The sequence below is a fragment of the Staphylococcus sp. FW104-15G4D genome, from assembly GCF_058790135.1.
On sequence record NZ_JBYTCH010000001.1, the window covers coordinates 494,094 to 513,316 of the forward strand.

The 19,223-nt window shown below is 33.8% G+C and carries 19 protein-coding genes and 1 riboswitch; of the genes, 13 read left to right on the forward strand and 6 right to left on the reverse strand.

What is annotated here, in order from left to right; translation table 11 throughout:
• Positions 1-294 precede the first annotated feature (294 nt).
• Positions 295-612, reverse strand: coding sequence for a DUF5011 domain-containing protein (locus AC3WQX_RS02560; protein ID WP_002435347.1), 318 nt, complete (start codon positions 610-612; stop codon positions 295-297).
• A gap of 261 nt (positions 613-873) precedes the next feature.
• Between AC3WQX_RS02560 and AC3WQX_RS02565 the strand changes: the two genes are divergently transcribed.
• A complete protein-coding gene (locus tag AC3WQX_RS02565) occupies positions 874-2,019 on the forward strand; it encodes a globin domain-containing protein (protein ID WP_023350481.1) in 1,146 nt (381 codons plus the stop codon).
• 90 nt (positions 2,020-2,109) lie between these two features.
• Here AC3WQX_RS02565 and folD read toward each other — a convergent pair whose 3' ends face one another.
• On the reverse strand, positions 2,110-2,967 hold the full coding sequence (gene folD / locus AC3WQX_RS02570) for a bifunctional methylenetetrahydrofolate dehydrogenase/methenyltetrahydrofolate cyclohydrolase FolD (protein ID WP_002435335.1): 858 nt from the start codon (positions 2,965-2,967) through the stop codon (positions 2,110-2,112).
• A gap of 203 nt (positions 2,968-3,170) precedes the next feature.
• Here folD and purE point away from each other — a divergent pair, with 203 nt between their 5' ends.
• The 11 genes from purE to purD are packed head-to-tail and all read left to right on the forward strand — an operon-like array spanning position 3,171 to position 14,400.
• Positions 3,171-3,653: a 5-(carboxyamino)imidazole ribonucleotide mutase gene (purE, locus tag AC3WQX_RS02575; RefSeq protein WP_002435312.1), complete on the forward strand. Its 483-nt coding sequence runs from the start codon at positions 3,171-3,173 to the stop codon at positions 3,651-3,653.
• Entirely contained in the window at positions 3,640-4,767 is a 1,128-nt protein-coding gene (purK, locus tag AC3WQX_RS02580; RefSeq protein ID WP_023350480.1) for a 5-(carboxyamino)imidazole ribonucleotide synthase, read from the forward strand. Before purE ends, purK begins: the two co-directional genes overlap by 14 nt.
• The gene (gene purC / locus AC3WQX_RS02585; protein WP_002435397.1) at positions 4,768-5,472 is read left to right on the forward strand and encodes a phosphoribosylaminoimidazolesuccinocarboxamide synthase; all 705 of its coding nucleotides are present in this window, start codon (positions 4,768-4,770) and stop codon (positions 5,470-5,472) included.
• On the forward strand, positions 5,472-5,732 hold the full coding sequence (purS, locus tag AC3WQX_RS02590) for a phosphoribosylformylglycinamidine synthase subunit PurS (RefSeq protein ID WP_002435433.1): 261 nt from the start codon (positions 5,472-5,474) through the stop codon (positions 5,730-5,732). The genes purC and purS overlap by 1 nt, the downstream gene beginning before the upstream one ends.
• 1 nt (position 5,733) lies before the next feature.
• The gene (gene purQ, locus AC3WQX_RS02595; RefSeq protein ID WP_023350479.1) at positions 5,734-6,405 is read left to right on the forward strand and encodes a phosphoribosylformylglycinamidine synthase subunit PurQ; all 672 of its coding nucleotides are present in this window, start codon (positions 5,734-5,736) and stop codon (positions 6,403-6,405) included.
• A complete protein-coding gene (purL, locus tag AC3WQX_RS02600) occupies positions 6,398-8,587 on the forward strand; it encodes a phosphoribosylformylglycinamidine synthase subunit PurL (RefSeq protein WP_023350478.1) in 2,190 nt (729 codons plus the stop codon). Before purQ ends, purL begins: the two co-directional genes overlap by 8 nt.
• Complete coding sequence (gene purF / locus AC3WQX_RS02605; RefSeq protein ID WP_002435420.1) at positions 8,566-10,050, forward strand: amidophosphoribosyltransferase; 1,485 nt, start codon at positions 8,566-8,568, stop codon at positions 10,048-10,050. The genes purL and purF overlap by 22 nt, the downstream gene beginning before the upstream one ends.
• Complete coding sequence (gene purM / locus AC3WQX_RS02610; RefSeq protein ID WP_037548668.1) at positions 10,043-11,077, forward strand: phosphoribosylformylglycinamidine cyclo-ligase; 1,035 nt, start codon at positions 10,043-10,045, stop codon at positions 11,075-11,077. The genes purF and purM overlap by 8 nt, the downstream gene beginning before the upstream one ends.
• Complete coding sequence (purN, locus tag AC3WQX_RS02615) at positions 11,074-11,640, forward strand: phosphoribosylglycinamide formyltransferase (RefSeq protein ID WP_023350476.1); 567 nt, start codon at positions 11,074-11,076, stop codon at positions 11,638-11,640. The genes purM and purN overlap by 4 nt, the downstream gene beginning before the upstream one ends.
• A gap of 15 nt (positions 11,641-11,655) precedes the next feature.
• Complete coding sequence (purH, locus tag AC3WQX_RS02620) at positions 11,656-13,134, forward strand: bifunctional phosphoribosylaminoimidazolecarboxamide formyltransferase/IMP cyclohydrolase (RefSeq protein ID WP_023350475.1); 1,479 nt, start codon at positions 11,656-11,658, stop codon at positions 13,132-13,134.
• A 27-nt stretch (positions 13,135-13,161) separates the two neighbouring features.
• Entirely contained in the window at positions 13,162-14,400 is a 1,239-nt protein-coding gene (gene purD / locus AC3WQX_RS02625) for a phosphoribosylamine--glycine ligase (protein ID WP_002435343.1), read from the forward strand.
• An 88-nt stretch (positions 14,401-14,488) separates the two neighbouring features.
• On the opposite strand, the gene AC3WQX_RS02630 is transcribed toward purD, so the two are convergent.
• The 4 genes from AC3WQX_RS02630 to graF form a co-directional block, all read right to left on the reverse strand.
• A complete protein-coding gene (locus tag AC3WQX_RS02630) occupies positions 14,489-15,295 on the reverse strand; it encodes an energy-coupling factor transporter transmembrane component T family protein (protein WP_002435305.1) in 807 nt (268 codons plus the stop codon).
• Positions 15,288-16,691, reverse strand: a complete 1,404-nt coding sequence (locus AC3WQX_RS02635) for an ABC transporter ATP-binding protein (protein ID WP_030065184.1) — start codon at positions 16,689-16,691, stop codon at positions 15,288-15,290. Before AC3WQX_RS02635 ends, AC3WQX_RS02630 begins: the two co-directional genes overlap by 8 nt.
• 13 nt (positions 16,692-16,704) lie before the next feature.
• Positions 16,705-17,280 (reverse strand): ECF transporter S component, encoded by a 576-nt coding sequence (locus AC3WQX_RS02640; RefSeq protein ID WP_002435415.1) that lies wholly within the window; start codon positions 17,278-17,280, stop codon positions 16,705-16,707.
• 87 nt (positions 17,281-17,367) lie between these two features.
• Positions 17,368-17,469, reverse strand: a riboswitch (TPP riboswitch).
• A gap of 155 nt (positions 17,470-17,624) precedes the next feature.
• Positions 17,625-17,759, reverse strand: coding sequence for a glycopeptide resistance-associated protein GraF (graF, locus tag AC3WQX_RS02645; RefSeq protein ID WP_002435469.1), 135 nt, complete (start codon positions 17,757-17,759; stop codon positions 17,625-17,627).
• Positions 17,760-17,914: 155 nt separating this feature from the next.
• On the opposite strand from graF, the gene auxA reads away from it, so the two are divergent.
• Positions 17,915-19,210, forward strand: coding sequence for a lipoteichoic acid stability factor AuxA (gene auxA / locus AC3WQX_RS02650; protein ID WP_002435336.1), 1,296 nt, complete (start codon positions 17,915-17,917; stop codon positions 19,208-19,210).
• Positions 19,211-19,223 lie beyond the last annotated feature (13 nt).

Here is a 19,223-nt window from a genome sequence, read left to right on the forward strand (position 1 = left end):
CTCCTAATACTACAAATGTAGGGCTTACCACTAATTTTAGTTTATTACACAATATTTACAAGTACCTGTAAAAAAAAATTTGTTGTTATATGTAAAGAATAAGCATTGATATAAGGTATGACGGGGATTTTAAGATTTGTTAAAATTATGTGTACATTTTGTGAAATTAGACAAATTTAACAAAATTGCATGTAATACAACTTATGTATTGAGAAGTGTTATCAATTGAAGGGTTGAGGGGGATTTTGCAAATAAAAAAGTTGAGAAAATTCTCAACTTTAAATAGGAAAGATTCTATTTTACTTCAATATATCTCGTAGATGTTTTTTCTGCTCCATCAGAGTCAGTTACTATATATTTAACTTCATATTTTCCAACTTTAGATGTATCTACCTGACCGTCGACTTTGATTTTATGAGTTAAGTCACCATCTTCTTTATCATATGCGCTTATACCATTTAATAAATTATAATCTTGGCCTTTTTCAATTACAATATCATTGACCCCGCGTAGTTGAGGTTCGGTATTAGTAGTCGCTTCTGCATTCAAATTAGGCGTTACTAAGGTAGCTGAAACACCAAGCGCTGATAATGACTGTAGTAATTTATTCATAACTTAACCTCCGTCTGATAGTCATCTATGATTTAAATCTAATATACTTTATATTTAAGATTTATACATCATACTATGGTCTTAATATACCCCAGTTTTAATAAAAATTAAATATATTTTAAGTAAATTTCATTAAAGATTATGTAAATTGAAAGTTTTGTGAAGGTTTTAGCATTTTATTTATTTTTTAGAAAAATAGGAATAGAATTAACTTGCAATAAATTAATAGGCCTTTTGAGACCTTATGTGGGAGTGGAAATAATGTTAACGGAAAAAGAAAAAAGTATCATTAAAGAAACTGTTCCTGTATTACAGGATAAAGGTGAAATAATTACATCACATTTCTATAAAAGAATGTTTAAACAACATCCTGAATTAAAAAATATGTTTAATCAAACGAACCAACAAAAGGGTCTTCAATCAACTGCACTTGCACAAAGTGTTTTAGCTGCGGCAGTTAACATTGAGCATTTGGAAAATATTATGCCAGTAGTTAAAGAAATCGCTTATAAACACTGTGCATTACAAGTACCACCTGCTGGATATGATATTGTTGGTGAAAATCTGATTGCAGCTATAAAAGAAGTAGTGGGATTAGATGATGATCATGAAATTATTAAAACATGGAAGAAAGCCTATCAAGATATCGCTGATGTATTTATTTCAGTTGAAAAGGATATTTATAGTCAAATGGCTTGGGACGGTTTCCAACCATTTAAAATAGAAGAAATTAAACATATTTCTTCAGATATTAAGTCTTTCACAGTTGTTTCAGATAAACATGATTTAAGTCAATTTGTTCCAGGTCAATACATTACCGTAGATGTAAGTAGCGAAAAGATGCCGTATCGTGCAAAACGTCATTATTCAATAGTAAAAGGTGACAAACAACATTTAACATTTGCAGTTAAACGAGATGTGACAACTGAGCATGAAGGAGAGGTATCTACTATATTACATGATGAGTTAGTAGAAGGTGATTCAATTAATTTATCTGCACCAGTAGGTCCATTTAAAGTAGAAAACTTGAATAACGAACAATTATTCTTAGGATCTGGTATAGGAGTTACCCCTTTAGTACCAATGTTTAATGAAGCAGTTACAAATGGGTCTAAAGCTCAATTTATTCAGGTTACTAATGATGTTAACGATGCACCGTTTGAATCATTAATTAATGAAATTGCAACTACTAAAGAATCTGTTGATTATCACCTACATGATAAAAACTCAGAAGGCTATCTAGATGAAGAAAAACTTAAAGACTATATTAATGAAGAAACAGAAATTTATATTTGTGGAGGTACTCACTTCTTACAATCAATTATAAAAGCATTAAAAGAAATGAATGTAGATACAAATAAAATTCATTACGAAACATTCATTCCTAAATTAAGTGTAACTGTATAATATAATGAAGAAACCATCTCAGTATTTAAATGATTACTGAGATGGTTAATTTTTTTATTTAAAGAATGGAAAGTTATAGAGCGTAGAGATTTATTCAATTCCTCTGCGCATTTTTTCTGCTATAAGTGTATTATTTAGTACCATAGTAATTGTTAATGGTCCTACACCACCTGGAACAGGTGTAATTGCTCCGGCGATTTCTTTCACTTCTTCATATTCTACATCGCCTTTTAATTTGCCATTTTCATCAGGTGTATTACCAACATCAATAATTACTGCACCTTCTTTAACCACGTCTTTAGTTACAAGGCCAGGTTTACCTACTGCACTGACGATAACGTCTGCATCTTTTAAGTGTTTACTCATATCTTTTGATCGTGAATGTAAAATAGTTACAGTTGCATTCTTTTGTAGTAATAGTTTTGAAACAGGTTGACCAACAATATGACTTCTGCCTATTACAACAGCATGTTTACCTTCTAGATTAATATCCGCATGTTTTAAAATTTCCATAATTCCTAATGGTGTACAAGGTACAAAAGTTTGCTCATCAATATAGAGTTTACCAATATTTGAAGGATGGAAACCATCTACGTCTTTATCAGGATTAATAGATTCTAAAACTTTTTGTTCACTCACTTGTTCCGGTAGAGGAACTTGAACAAGAATTCCACTCACAGAATCATCGTTGTTAAGTCTGTCTAACTCTTTTAGAACGTCTTCTTCTGATGTTGATTCATCTAAATGTACAATTTCGGAAATCATTCCTATTTTTTCAGCAGCTTTCTTTTTAGATTTTACATAACTTTGACTTGCGCCATCATTACCAACTAGAATAACTGATAATTTTGGAGTGAAACCACGTTCTTTTAAAGATTCAACTTGTTCTTGTAATCCTTGACGATATTCCTTAGCTATTTGTTTTCCATCTAATACTTTAGCAACCACTTAAAACTCCTCCTTTAATTTCTTTAATATCTTAACTTTAACATTAATTATAAAGTAATTGATAGTCAAAAGACGTAAATTAAATTTAAAAATATAATTAAAGTTCGATTTTTGATTGAAAAACTATCCTATGATTGTTATGCTATATCTGTAATATACAACTAATTCTTATCACAATCCAAACTTTTGAAAGGGTGTAAAACGTGAGAGTAGCAGTCATTATGGGTAGTTCTTCAGACTGGGAGATTATGAAAGAGAGTTGCTTGATGTTAGATGAATTTGATATTCCGTACGATAAAAAAGTGGTTTCTGCTCATCGTACGCCACAACTTATGTTTGAATTCGCTAGTCAAGCAAAGCAAAACGGCTATGACATTATTATTGCTGGAGCCGGTGGAGCAGCACATTTACCTGGTATGGTAGCGTCAATGACTACTTTACCTGTCATAGGTGTGCCAATAGAGTCAAAAAGTTTAAAAGGGTTAGATTCTTTATTATCTATAGTACAAATGCCTGGTGGAATACCGGTAGCAACTACGGCTATAGGTAAATCAGGTGCAAAAAATGCTGGAATATTAGCAGCTAGAATGATTGGTATGACTGATAACACAGTTCATAAGAATTTGGAAAATTATGAAAAAACATTAGTGAATAAAGTGGAGGCAATGCAAAATGAGCTTCAATAAACTGAAATTCGGTTCAACAATCGGAATTATTGGTGGAGGACAATTAGGGAAAATGATGGCACAGTCCGCACAAAAAATGGGCTTTAAGGTTATTGTCCTTGATCCAAACGAAGACAGTCCATGTCGCTATGTTGCACATCAATTTATTCATGCTAATTATGACGACGAACAAGCATTAAAAGAACTAGGTGAAAGTTCAGACGTCATCACTTATGAATTTGAAAATATTTCTTCACAACAACTTAAACAACTTACAGAAAACTACAATATACCTCAAGGCTATCAAGCAATTCAGTTACTTCAAGATCGTCTTACTGAAAAGCAAACACTAAAAGATGCTGGAACACAAATCGTTCCTTTTCTACAAATAAAAAATAAACAAGATTTATATCAAGCTTCTAAGGAACTAGGGTATCCATTCATCGTTAAAACTCGCTTTGGTGGATATGATGGGAAAGGACAAATCCTAGTTGAAAATGAGTCAAATTTAGATGAAGCGATTGATTTAATTTCTAATCAAGAGTGTGTAGCGGAACAATACCTTGATATTGATAAGGAAGTTTCTCTTACAGTAACTATCGGAAATGAGCAACAAACAACTTATTTTCCATTACAAGAAAATGAACATAGAAATCAAATCTTATTTAAAACAGTCGTACCTGCTAGATCCAATAAAGAAAATGAAGCGCGTAAAGAAGTGGATAAGATAACCAATGCAATTCATTTTGTAGGTACATTTACTGTTGAATTTTTTATAGATAAAGAAAATAATCTTTACGTTAATGAGATAGCACCACGCCCTCATAATTCTGGACACTATTCAATAGAAGCATGTGACTTTTCTCAATTTGATACCCATATTTTAGCAGTAACAGGACAGAGACTCCCACAACAAATTGAAGTCTTGAAACCAGCAGTAATGATGAATTTACTCGGACGCGACTTAGATTTACTTGAAAATGAATTTGCAAATCATCCTGAATGGCACGTTCATATCTATGGTAAATCACAACGCAAACCAGATAGAAAAATGGGGCATATGACATTACTTACTGATGATGTGAATCAAACTGAACAATACATGTTAATGAAGTTCGAAGGGAGAGATAAATAAGTGTCATTATTATATGAAGGAAAAGCAAAACGCGTTTATACTACTGATACAGAATATCAATTGCGAGTAGAATACAAAGATGAAGTAACCGCAGGCAACGGAGCCAAAAAAGACACAATGGCCGGCAAAGGAAAGTTAAATAATCAAATCACATCAATTATATTTGATTATTTAACTCGTAACGACATCAATAACCATTTCATTAAGCAACTTTCAGAGACAGAACAAATAGTACAACAAGTTGATATTATCCCATTAGAAGTCGTAGTGAGAAACATCGCCACTGGTTCTATTACTAAGCGATTAGGATTTGAAAAAGGGCACGTGTTTGAAGAACCATTAGTCGAATTTTTCTATAAGAATGATGACCTTAACGATCCTTTAATTACTGATGATCATGTAAAACTACTTCATATTGCTAAAGATGATGAAATAGACAAGTTAAAACATATGGCAAAAGAAATTAATAAAGTATTGGTTCAACTTATGGAAGAAATGGAGCTAAGACTTGTCGATTTTAAAGTTGAATTTGGTAAAACACATGATGGCGAAATTTTACTAGCTGATGAAATTTCTCCTGATACATGTCGTATATGGGACAAATTTTCAGATACAAACTTTGATAAAGACGTTTATAGAAATGATACTGGCTCACTCATTGAAACTTATCAAACATTCTTGAATAAATTGGAGGATCTTAAATAATGAAAACAATCGAATTGCACATCACTTTACAACCACAAGTATTAGATACTCAAGGACAAGCTTTAAACAGAGCTGTACATGATTTAGGTTATACACAAGTGAATGACATACGCGTAGGCAAAGTTCTATACATGACGGTTGATGAAGCAACAGATGAAGCGGTTGATAATATCATTACGACATTAAGTGAAAAGTTATTCGCTAACACAGTGATAGAAGAATATAGCTATAAAGTGATTGAAGAAAAGGAGAATGCATAAGATGAAATTCGCAGTTCTCGTATTCCCTGGCTCTAACTGTGATAGAGACATGTTTAATGCCGCAATTAAATCTGGCGTTGACGCAGCTTACGTCGATTATCGTGAAACGAGCCTCGAAGGATTTGATGGAGTTCTGATCCCTGGTGGCTTTTCATTTGGTGATTATTTAAGATCTGGAGCAATGGCAAGTGTGGCTCCTATTATTAATGAGGTTAAACGTCTTGCAAAAGAAGGAAAACCAGTGCTTGGAGTATGTAATGGTTTCCAAATATTAACAGAAATTGGATTACTTCCTGGTGCGTTGCTTCATAATGATTCTCATCTTTTCATAAGTAGAAATGAAACTTTAAAAATTGTTAATAATCAAACTCCATTTACTCATTTATATGAAGCTAATCAAGAAGTCGTTTATCCTGTTGCTCATGGTGAGGGGCATTACTATTGTACAGAAGAGATCTTTAATGAACTTGAACAAAATAATCAAATTATCCTTAAGTATATTGATAATCCTAATGGTTCTTATGAAGATATCGCAGGCATTGTTAATAAAGAAGGAAATGTTTGTGGAATGATGCCTCATCCTGAACGCGCATTAGAAACACTACTAGGCACTGACAGTGGAGTGAAATTGTTTGAATCAATGGTTAAAAGTTGGAGGGAACAACATGTCTAAATTTATCGAACCAAGTGTTGAAGAAATTAAACTTGAAAAGCTTTATCAAGATATGGGACTTAGTGATAAAGAATACGATAAAGTAGTTGAAATTCTTGGTAGAGAACCCAACTTTACTGAGGTAGGAATCTTTTCAGTAATGTGGAGTGAACATTGTTCATATAAACATTCTAAACCATTCTTGAAACAGTTTCCGACTACTGGTGAGCATGTCTTAATGGGCCCTGGTGAAGGGGCAGGTGTAGTGGATATTGGAGATAATCAAGCAGTCGTATTTAAGGTGGAATCACACAATCATCCATCAGCTATAGAACCTTATCAAGGCGCTGCAACAGGTGTAGGTGGAATTATTAGAGATATCGTCTCAATAGGAGCGAGACCTATTAACTTGTTAAATAGTCTACGTTTCGGTGAACTATCAGTCAAACAAAATCAACGACTTTTAAAAGGAGTTGTGAGCGGGATTGGTGGTTACGGAAATTGTATCGGTATTCCGACTACAGCTGGTGAAATTGAATTTGATGATCGATACGATGGCAATCCACTTGTAAATGCAATGTGTGTAGGTGTCATCGACCATGACATGGTCCAAAAAGGTACTGCTAAAGGCGTTGGTAACTCAGTTATTTATGTTGGTCTGAAAACTGGTCGCGATGGTATTCACGGTGCAACATTCGCTTCTGAAGAACTAACTGAAGAAAGTGAAAGTAAACGACCTTCAGTTCAAATCGGTGATCCATTTGTAGGTAAGAAGCTCATGGAAGCAACACTTGAAGCTATTACGTTCGATGAACTGGTAGGAATTCAAGATATGGGAGCAGCAGGTTTAACATCTTCTTCATCTGAAATGGCTGCTAAAGGTGGAAGTGGTCTTCATTTAAAACTTGACCAAGTTCCTACTCGAGAACCTAATATTTCACCATATGAAATGATGCTTTCTGAAACACAAGAAAGAATGCTACTTGTAGTTGAGAAAGGTACTGAACAAAAATTCTTAGACTTATTTGATAAACATGAACTTGATAGTGCAGTGATTGGTGAAGTTACTGATACAGATCGATTCGTATTAACTTATGAAGATGAGGTATTTGCAGATATCCCAGTTCAACCACTTTCTGACGAAGCACCAGTTTATATACTTGAAGGTGAAGACAAAGAATACAATACGTCTAAAAATGATTATAGCAATATTGATGTAGAAGATGTATTTTCAAAATTATTAAAGCATCCAACGATTGCTTCAAAACGTTATTTATATGAGCAATACGATCAACAAGTTGGAGCAAACACGATAGTGAAGCCGGGTCTTCAATCTTCAGTTGTACGAGTAGAAGGAACTAATAAGGTAATCGCTTCAACAATTGATGGTGAAGCACGTTATGTTTTTAATCAACCATATGAGGGTGGAAAGATGGTTGTTGCAGAGGCATATCGTAATTTAATTGCGGTTGGTGCGACACCACTTGCAATGACAGATTGCTTAAATTATGGTTCACCGGAAAAGAAAGAAATTTACCAACAATTAATTGATTCAACTAAAGGCATGTCTGAAGCGTGTGAAGTTTTAAATACACCTGTTGTATCAGGTAACGTTTCGCTTTATAACGAAACGCGTGGTACGTCTATTTTCCCAACGCCAGTTGTAGGAATGGTCGGTCTTATTGAAGATATTAATTATTTAAACGATTTCCATCCCAAAGCTGGAGAAAAACTTTATTTAGTTGGCGATACGCGTAATGATTTCGGTGGAAGTCAAATCGAAAAGTTATTATATGGTTCTGTGAACCATGAATTTGAAGAGATTGATTTAAGCGATGAAGTTGAGAAGGGTGAATCCATTAAACAGGCAATTCGTAACGGCGTGGCTTCTCATGTTCAAACAGTAGGTAAAGGTGGTTTACTTCTTACCCTAGCTAAAATAAGTACATACTATAATCTTGGACTTCATGCACAACTTGATATGACTAATGCACAATTATTTAGTGAAACTCAAGGTCGTTATATTATCTCAGTTAAAGACGGTCAGACTTTAGATATGAATCAAGCTATAGAGATTGGTCAATTAACAAGTGATGGCACATTTAAGGTCTCTAATTCAGAAGTTACAATTTCGGAAAAGGTTTCAGACATTAAACATACATGGGAAGGAGCAATCGCTCAATGTTTAACAACTCAGGATTAAATGAGGAATGTGGCGTATTTGGAATCTGGAATCATCCTGAAGCAGCACAATTAACTTACATGGGTCTTCATAGTTTACAACATCGTGGTCAAGAAGGTGCAGGGATTGTAGTTTCGGATGATCAAACACTTAAAGGAGAAAGAGGACTAGGTTTACTGACTGAAGCAATTAAAGATACTAATATGGAAAATTTAAAAGGGTATCCACATGCAATTGGTCATGTACGATATGCAACATCTGGTAATAAAGGGATTGAAAATATACAACCCTTTTTATATCACTTTTATGACATGAGTGTCGGTATTTGTCATAACGGTAATTTAATTAATGCTGAATCTTTACGTCAAAATTTAGAAAAGCATGGTGCAATATTCCATTCATCATCTGATACTGAAGTCATCATGCACTTAATTCGTCGCAGTAAAGCACCAACCTTTGAAGAAGCACTTAAAGAAAGCTTACGCCAAATTAAAGGTGGTTTCACATTTGCGATACTTACTGAAGATGCACTCTATGGCGCAGTTGACCCTAATGCGATTCGTCCACTTGTAGTCGGTAGAATGGAAAATGGTGCATATATCTTAGCTAGCGAAACTTGCGCTATTGATGTTCTGGGTGCAGAGTTTGTACAAGATATCCATGCAGGAGAGTATGTCATTATCAACGATGATGGAATCGTTGTCAAAAATTATACACGTCATGTAAATACAGCTATTTCGGCTATGGAATATATTTATTTTGCAAGACCAGATTCTACAATAGCTGGAAAAAATGTTCATGCTGTGAGAAAAGCATCTGGTAAAAGACTCGCTGAAGAAAGCCCTGCAAAAGCTGATATGGTTATTGGAGTACCTAATTCTTCACTGTCTGCAGCGAGTGGTTATGCTGAACAAATTGGCCTTCCTTATGAGATGGGTCTCGTTAAAAACCAATATGTTGCACGTACATTTATTCAACCGACACAAGAATTACGTGAACAGGGCGTACGTGTTAAATTATCGGCAGTTAAAGATATTGTCGAAGGTAAAAAAATTATTCTTGTAGATGATTCAATCGTGCGTGGCACTACGTGTAAAAGAATTGTGAAAATGCTTAAAGATTCAGGAGCTGATGAAGTGCATGTGAGAATCGCTTCTCCAGAGTTCATGTTCCCTAGTTTCTATGGTATTGATGTGTCGACTACTGCAGAGTTAATTTCAGCAAGTAAATCACCAGAAGAAATTAAAGATTACATTGGTGCTGATTCACTAGCATATCTAAGTGTTGATGGGCTCATTGACTCAATTGGTTTAAATTATGATGCACCGTATCGTGGATTATGTGTTGAAAGTTTCACAGGAGATTATCCAGCAGGTCTTTACGATTATGAAAAGAATTACAAATCACATTTAAGCGATCGTCAGAAAGCTTATATAGCTAATAATAAACATTATTTTGATAGTGAGGGAAACTTACATGTCTAAAGCGTATGAACAATCAGGTGTAAATATTCATGCAGGTTATGAAGCGGTAGAGAGAATATCAAGTCATGTTGAACGTACAATGCGTAAAGAAGTCTTAGGTGGACTTGGAGGTTTTGGTGCTACTTTTGATTTATCTCAACTTAATATGAAAGCACCCGTACTCGTTTCTGGTACAGATGGTGTAGGTACGAAATTAAAACTTGCTATTGATCATGGCAAGCACGATACGATTGGTATTGATGCTGTAGCCATGTGTGTGAATGATATTTTAACGACTGGAGCAGAACCTCTATATTTCTTAGACTACATTGCTACAAATAAGGTAGTTCCATCAATTATTGAACAAATCGTCAAAGGTGTGAGTGATGGGTGTGAACAAACGAATACCGCATTAATTGGTGGAGAAACTGCTGAGATGGGTGAAATGTATCACGAAGGTGAGTACGATATTGCAGGTTTTGCAGTGGGCGCTGTTGAAAAAGATGAGTACATAGATGGTTCTAAAGTAGAAGCAGGACAAGCAATTATAGGTTTAGCATCGAATGGTATTCATTCTAATGGCTATAGTTTAGTTAGAAAGCTTATTAAAGAATCTGGCATCAATTTACATGATAACTTTAATGGAAAGACTTACTTAGAAACGTTTTTAGCACCCACTGAATTATATGTAAAACCAATTCTAGAATTGAAAAAACATGTAGATATTAAAGCAATGAATCATATTACTGGTGGCGGATTCTATGAAAATATACCAAGAGCTTTACCTAAAGGGTTGTCGGCTAGAATAGATACAACTTCGTTCCCAACATTAGACGTTTTTAATTGGTTACAGCAACAAGGGAACATTAGTACAGATGAAATGTATAATATCTTCAATATGGGTATAGGCTATACCGTTATAGTAGATAAAAAAGATGTATCAACAGCTTTAGCGGCTTTACAAGAGCTTGATGTGAAAGCTTATGAAATTGGTGAAGTGATTGAAGACGCTGATACGCCACTTCATTTAATGGGGGTAGAATCGTGATTAAAATAGCGATTTTTGCCTCAGGTTCAGGTAGTAACTTTGAAAATATCGTTAAACGTGTTAAAGATGGCGATTTGCAGAACATAGAAGTGACTGCACTATATACTGATAAAGCTAATGCTCAGTGTATAGAACGAGCTAGAAAATTAAATATACCTGTTCATGTTAACCAACCTAAAGACTTTGCTTCAAAGTCATCTTATGAACAACAGTTGCTTAAACATTTATCCGATGAAGGGGTTCAATGGATAGTTTTAGCAGGTTACATGAGATTGGTTGGTCAAGATTTACTTCAAGCCTTTGAAGGACGAATGTTAAATATACATCCTTCACTATTGCCTAAATATAAGGGGTTAGATGCAATAGGCCAAGCATTTGATAGTGGAGATACAGTGACAGGTTCAACCGTGCATTATGTAGATAGTGGCATGGATACGGGAGAAATTATTGAACAACAACAATGTGATATTAGAACGGACGACACGAAAGAAGATTTAGAAGAGAGAGTCAAAAATTTAGAATATGAACTTTATCCTAGAGTTATCGCTAAAATCATTAAATAGAGGAGTATCTAAGAAATGAAAAAAGCAATTTTAAGTGTTTCAAATAAAAGTGGAATTGTAGAATTCGCTAAATCATTAACTTCATTAGATTATGAATTATATTCTACAGGTGGCACTAAACGTGCGCTAGAAGATGCGGGTATCGCTGTAAAGTCAGTATCTGAATTAACTCAATTTCCTGAAATAATGGATGGTCGAGTAAAAACATTACATCCAGCTGTCCATGGGGGGATCCTAGCAGATCGTGATAAACAAGAACATCTCGATCAATTGAATGAACAACATATCGACCTTATCGATATGGTTGTCGTCAACTTATATCCTTTCCAAAAAACAGTAGAAAATCCGGATGTTACTGAAGCAGATGCTATTGAAAATATTGATATTGGCGGACCAACGATGTTGCGTGCTGCAGCTAAAAACTTTAAACATGTAACAACAATAGTACATCCTTCAGATTACAATGAAGTCATTGATAGAATTAAAAATAATCAATTAGATGAAGATTATAAAAAATCCTTAATGATTAAAGTATTTGAACATACAAATCAATATGATCATGCCATTGTAAGTTTCTTTAAAGGTGATAAAGAAACTCTTAGATATGGTGAGAACCCTCAACAATCTGCATACTTTGTAAGAACATCAAATAGTAAACACACAATTGCTGGTGCAAAACAATTACATGGTAAACAGTTAAGCTTTAATAACATTAAAGATGCGGATGCGGCTTTAAGTTTGGTTAAAAAATTTGAAGAACCTACAGCAGTAGCAGTTAAACATATGAATCCTTGTGGCGTAGGTGTTGGAGAAACGATTGAAGATGCATTTAAAAATGCATATGATGCTGATAATCAATCCATTTTCGGTGGAATTATTGCATTGAACCGTACTATAGATGCTAAATTAGCAGAAACATTACATTCAATTTTCTTAGAAGTAGTTATTGCTCCTAAATTTACTGAAGAAGCACTTGAAATTTTAACTCAAAAGAAAAATATACGTTTACTTGAAATAGATATGACCATTGATAACGCTGAACAAGAATTTGTTTCTGTTTCTGGTGGTTATTTAGTGCAAGATAAAGATAATAAGGATGTCACTCGTGAAGACATGACTGTTGCTACTGAAGTACGTCCAACTGAATCACAGTGGGAAGCAATGTTATTAGGATGGAAAGTTGTAAGTTCTGTAAAAAGTAACGCTGTGATTCTAAGTAATGATAAACAAACTGTTGGTATAGGTGCAGGGCAAATGAATCGCGTAGGTTCAGCTAAAATTGCTATCGAGAGAGCAATTGAAATTAATGATAATGTTGCGCTAATTTCTGATGGTTTCTTCCCAATGGGGGATACAGTAGAATATGCGGCAGAACATGGTATTAAAGCCATTATTCAACCTGGTGGCTCTATTAAAGATCAAGAATCTATTGATATGGCTAATAAATATGGTATCACAATGGTTATGACTGGAATGCGTCACTTTAAGCACTAAGTTTTACTTAAAGAAAGGAGTAAACTTATGAAAGTTTTAGTTATCGGAGCAGGTGGACGTGAACACGCATTAGCTTCTAAAATTAATCAATCCTCACTCGTTGAAAAGGTCTATGCTATACCAGGTAATGAAGCAATGGTTAACGTTGCTGAAATTCATAATGAAATAGCCGAGTCAAGTCATCAAGAGATAATAGATTTCGCTATAAATAATAACATTGACTGGGTGGTCATAGGACCTGAACAACCATTAATTGATGGCCTAGGAGATTTACTTAGACAACAAGGAATAAAAGTGTTTGGCCCAGGGCAAGCTGCTGCTCAAATTGAGGGTTCGAAGCTCTTTGCGAAACAACTTATGGAGAAGTATGACATTCCTACTGCAGATTATAAAGAAGTAACGAATCGATCTGACGCGCTAACGTATGTTAAAACGTGTGAATTGCCGGTAGTTATTAAGAAGGATGGTTTAGCAGCTGGGAAAGGAGTAATAATTGCCAAAACCCGAGATGAAGCTATCGAAGGTGTAGAAACGCTTTACACTAAAGAGCAAGGGCAAGTGGTTTTTGAGAGCTTTTTAGAGGGTGAAGAGTTTTCATTAATGACATTTGTTAATGGTGATTATGCAGTTCCTTTTGATTGTATCGCTCAGGATCATAAACGTGCTTATGATAATGATGAAGGTCCTAATACTGGAGGCATGGGGGCATATTGTCCTGTTCCGCATATTAGTGAGGATGTACTTCATCAAACCAATGAGCGCATTGCTCAACCTATTGCTCAAGCGATGAGTAAAGAAGGGTATCATTTCTTTGGCTTGCTCTATATTGGTGCTATTTTAACAAAAGAGGGTCCTAAAGTGATAGAGTTCAATGCAAGATTTGGTGATCCAGAAGCGCAAGTGTTACTCACGCGTTTAGAAAGTGATTTAATGCAACATATTATTGATTTAGAACAACGTCAACCAATTCATTTTAAATGGAAAGATGAAGCAGTTGTAGGAGTCATGTTAGCATCTAAAGGGTATCCAGGATCATATGATAAAGGATATAAAGTTAGTGGTTTCGACCCAGATTCTCATTATTTTGTTAGTGGTTTAAAGAAAGAGAGAGACCATTTTGTTAATGCTGGTGGTCGTGTGATCCTAGCCATTGGTGAAGGAGCTACGGTTAAGGATGCACAAGCTGCTGCATATAACAACGCTGAAAAAATTAAAAGCGATAATCTTTTCTATCGTAATGATATAGGCAATAAAGCAATAAAATAGTAAAAAAGGAGATGCACAATAAATGTTGCATCTCCTTTTTAATGTCTATCATTTAATTGATTAAACTTTATTAAATATAGTGAAATTTTTATCCTAATTTTCCAAAACGTACATCATGAATGCCAGTTAATGGTAAATAGCCTGATAGTATGAAAGATAGACCAATAATCATTAACACACAAACAATAAATACTACATCTTTATATGAGAAAGGTGTCTCGTAGTAATACGTTCTAGGGCCATCTTTAAAACCTTTAGATTCCATAGCAACTGAGAGTTGATGTGCACGTCGTATGTTTTGACTCAATAATGGAATAACTAAATGATTTAATCTTTTTAGTCCTTTATAATTTGAGGCATCAATCATTTGGTATCTCATTTTTAATGAGCGTCTCAATTGGATTAATGAACTTATAATTAAAGGAACCATTCGTATTGCTGCCATGAAGGCATAGGCAATTTTGGGTTTGATTTTTAGATGTTGCATTAAACTATAAAAAATCATAACTATTTGAGATGTTAATGCTATAAGAATCCCGAACATTGATACTGTGATTGTTCTTAAAGAGAGATGTAAGCCTCGTACTATACTTTCTTCACTAATTTGAACGATTCCAAATTTAACTAACATATGCTCACCATCACCATAAAGTATCATAAATAATGAGGATAGTAAGGCGAATAGGGTGGTAACTAGTATGAATATACCTGTAATTTTAAATTCTGTACCATTAAATAATAGTAAGAAAATAAACATGAGTAACACGATATAAATCATAAAATCGAAATTATGAATGAAGATAATAAAGAAAAAAAGTGCGATTCCTAGTATTAATTTCGTTATAATATTTACATCATCAACAAAGGTGTGACGTTTCTTCCATCTTTCAAACAACGTGCTCACCTTCAATCTCTTTAAGTATTCCATCTTCAACATGTAAACGACGTGTTGGATATCGACGAATGATTTCCGAATCATGTGTGACCATAACTATTGTTTGCCCTTGTTTAACGCGTTCTTGAAAAAGTTTAATAAGTTGGAACGTATTATGACTATCTAAACCAAATGTAGGTTCATCTAACAATACAATTTCTGCCTTTGAACTAAGGGCAGTTGCTACGCTTAATCGGCGTTTTTGTCCCGTTGATATTTCAAAGGGATGATGATTTTTAACCTGATCTAGATGAAGTAATTTAAGCAATTGAATAGTTTCTTGTTCAGCATTTTCAGGGTCTAAATGGTTATAATGAATGTAAACTTCATCATAAACTGAATTCGTAATAAATTGTAATTCTGGATTTTGATACACGAGATACATGTGTTTTGCTGCTTGTTTAATCTTTTTCAGTTCTTCATTATTATAAGTCATTCGACCTTTATATTTTATTAATTGAAGTATTGATTCGAGCAAAGATGTTTTACCAGCACCATTTTCTCCTGTTATAGTTAGCCATTCTCCTTTATGTAATTCAAAGTCATCAACAGAGAAGAGCGTTTGTTTACCACGTACGATTTGGCCTTGTTGAAATTCAAATAAACTATTGGAAGGTTGAATATCTAGTTTAATAGGACGTGGCGCATAATTCCAGGCTTTAGGATGCCACACGCCATACTCAGTTAATAAATGTTCGTAGTCATTAAGAATGTGTTGAGGAGTATCATCAGCTATGATTTTTCCTTCATAATTCATTAGTAGTACGCGATCGACATGTTGCCAAATATGTTCAACCTTATGTTCGACGATTAATACTGTTTGTTCATCCCACAATTCTATTAATTTCTTCCATAAATCCTCAGTTGCTTGAACATCTAACATAGCAGTTGGTTCATCTAAGAATAAGGTTTCCGCTCTTTGTAAAATGGTTTCTACGATAGCTAACTTCTGCTTCATACCTCCGCTTAGTTGATTTACATAAGTTTGGTCAGAGACTTTAAGATTTACAGATTCAAGTGCTTTTTTAATTTCATTATCCATTTCACTACGAGGGATTTTGCGGTTCTCTAACACAAAAGCTAACTCTTCATATACTTTAGGCATACAGAATTGTGTATCAGGATTTTGGAAAATGACACCACTTTGATGATCGACATGTAATTCATCATATTTCATTGGTAGTTCAATTAAATTAGGAACAATACCACTTAGTACATTAAGTAATGTGCTTTTACCCGACCCTGATGGGCCGAGTAAAAGCACTTTTTCCTTATCATTAATCTCTATATTTAAGTTATCAAAAATTTTTCTATCCCCGTTAGGGTATTTCAAGCGTAAATTTTTTACTTTTAACAATTAAAAAATCCCCTTATAGGTTATCGTAGTCATGTTTAGAAGCTGGTCTAAAGAGTTTAGTAACTCCCGTTTTATCAAGTGCTCTAACAAGCCAATAGGACACTAATCCTGTGATAACAATTCCGCTAATTGATCGGAATAGAATGAATAAGAATAAGTTCCATCCCGCGACTTCATTTAAGTAACCGTAAAAATAATCTACTGGGAAAGTGGCCAGTGCAGTGACCAAACCAGCAAGCATTGCTACTGCTGCAGAACGAGATTGATATTTAAAAATTGCGAAGATAATTTCGCATGCTACACCTTGTAATAAAGCATAGATAATTGTAGGTATATCAAATTTACCCATGACAATTGTTTCGCCAGCCCCTGCAGCTAGTTCAGCTAAGATTGCGATACCTGGTTTTGGAATAATTAAGTAGCAAACAACTGCTGCCATAAACCAAACACCATATGTAAGCTGCTCTAAGTGAATACCAGCAACTTGTGTAATATTGTAGAAGAACCACCATAAGTTATAGATGATTGCGAAGACTACAGATATTAATACAGTTACAAGTATTTCTGATAGTTTTAAACCTTTTGACATTGTGTCTCCTCCTAAAAAAACGCACAACCCTCCCTAGGAAAGTTGTGCGTCAGAAGATATATCTTAATGAAGTAAGTTCATCAGATTCTATAGTTAACTACACTTTCCTACGCTAGTATCTAGCTAGATCAGGTTCGAAGGGTTTGAGGATTTCCTCATCTCAGTAAATATACACCCCTAGTGCGTCGATATTTTAATTTAAATTAAATGTATGATTTTTCTATTGTATTGTCAAGGTAGTTTGAGGATTTTGAGGATATGGATAAATAAGTTAATAAAGTTTTTATAAAAAGCTCTCAAAGTATAAACTTTGAGAGCTTTTCAATGGCAAATATTTATAGTAATTAATCTAATGTATCTTGTACATCTTTTTTCGTTTGTTCAATATCATCAGTTTTTTCTTCATTTTGTTCTTTTAGTTTTTCTTCTGCCTCTTTAGCTTTTTCAGCAGATTTCTTTTCGAATTCTTCTTTTCCCATAGTATTTCCACCCCTTAAATAGGAATAATTGTTTACACAACAACTTTACCCCGTTATTCTATAGATAAACCCTAATAGGTCTATAGACGTATTTCATGGTTAATTTAAAGACAATTAGAAAATCTTCATATATAATAACGTTTGAGGTGAACAGTATGTCTTTTCTTAGGAAACACACCGAGATCATATTTAGCTACATTATCGGTATCGTTTCACTTTTCACAGGTCTCATCATTCTAATTAACTTACCATTGATTAAACAATTTAATGGTGATAAAAAAGTTAATACTCATGTACATAATGTATGGGAATTTCTTAATGCATTCTTCGCTGAAATTATAAAAGTGATGAGTAGGTTTATAGGTAGTTTCCCAGTTATAAGTGCCATTATTATTATTTTGTTTGGTATCTTAGTTATGCTTTTAGGTCATACTTTATTCAGAACTATTAAATATGACTATGACATATCCATTTTCTTCTTAGTTATTGGTATTATGTATTTTATTATTACACTAATATTAATGACTCAAGTTTATGGTTTCTTCGCAATTGTGTTTATTATACCGTTCATCGTTCACATCGGATACATTGTTTATAAAGATGAATTAAATAAAAATAATCGTAAAAGTCATTATATGTGGATTATCGTGACATATGGTATTAGTTATTTAATTACACAAATTTCTTTATACGGACGTATAGATGCGAATGAAATTGAATCTATAGATATTTTAAGTGTGAACACATTCTTCATTATTATGTGGTTATTAGGACAGATGTCTATATGGAATTTCTTATTCTTAAGACGATCATTACCATTAACTAAAGAAGAGTTAGGCGAGGAAGAACCTGAACTTTCTAGAACAAATAAAGGAAACGTATCTAATCAAACTAAAGTTCACTTAAAACAACTACAAGATAAGACAACAGAATATGCACGTAAGACTAGAAGAAGTGTAGATTTAGATAAAATAAGAGCTAAAAGAGATAAATTTAAGGAAAAAGTTAAAAATATTGTAGATATTCAAGAAGATGATATTCCTAATTGGATGAGAAAGCCAAAATGGATTAAACCAATGTATGTTGAGTTGTTCTGTGGAGCTGTTATTTTATTCTTTACATTTCTTGAATTTAATAACCGCAACGCCCTATTCTTATCAGGAGAATGGGAACTTTCTCAAACGCAATATGTAGTAGAGTGGGTCACACTCATATTATTACTATTCATAATCATCATCTTTATTGCTACAACTTTAACTTATTATTTAAGAAATAAATTTTATTACTTACAGCTCTTCATGGGTAGTATTTTATTCTTTAAATTCTTAACTGAATTTATCAATATTATGATTCACGGTCTATTGTTATCAATTTTCATCACACCAATTTTACTGTTAATGTTAATTGCAATGATTGTTGCTTATTCATTACAGTTAAGAGAGAAACCATAATTGATTACTAAAA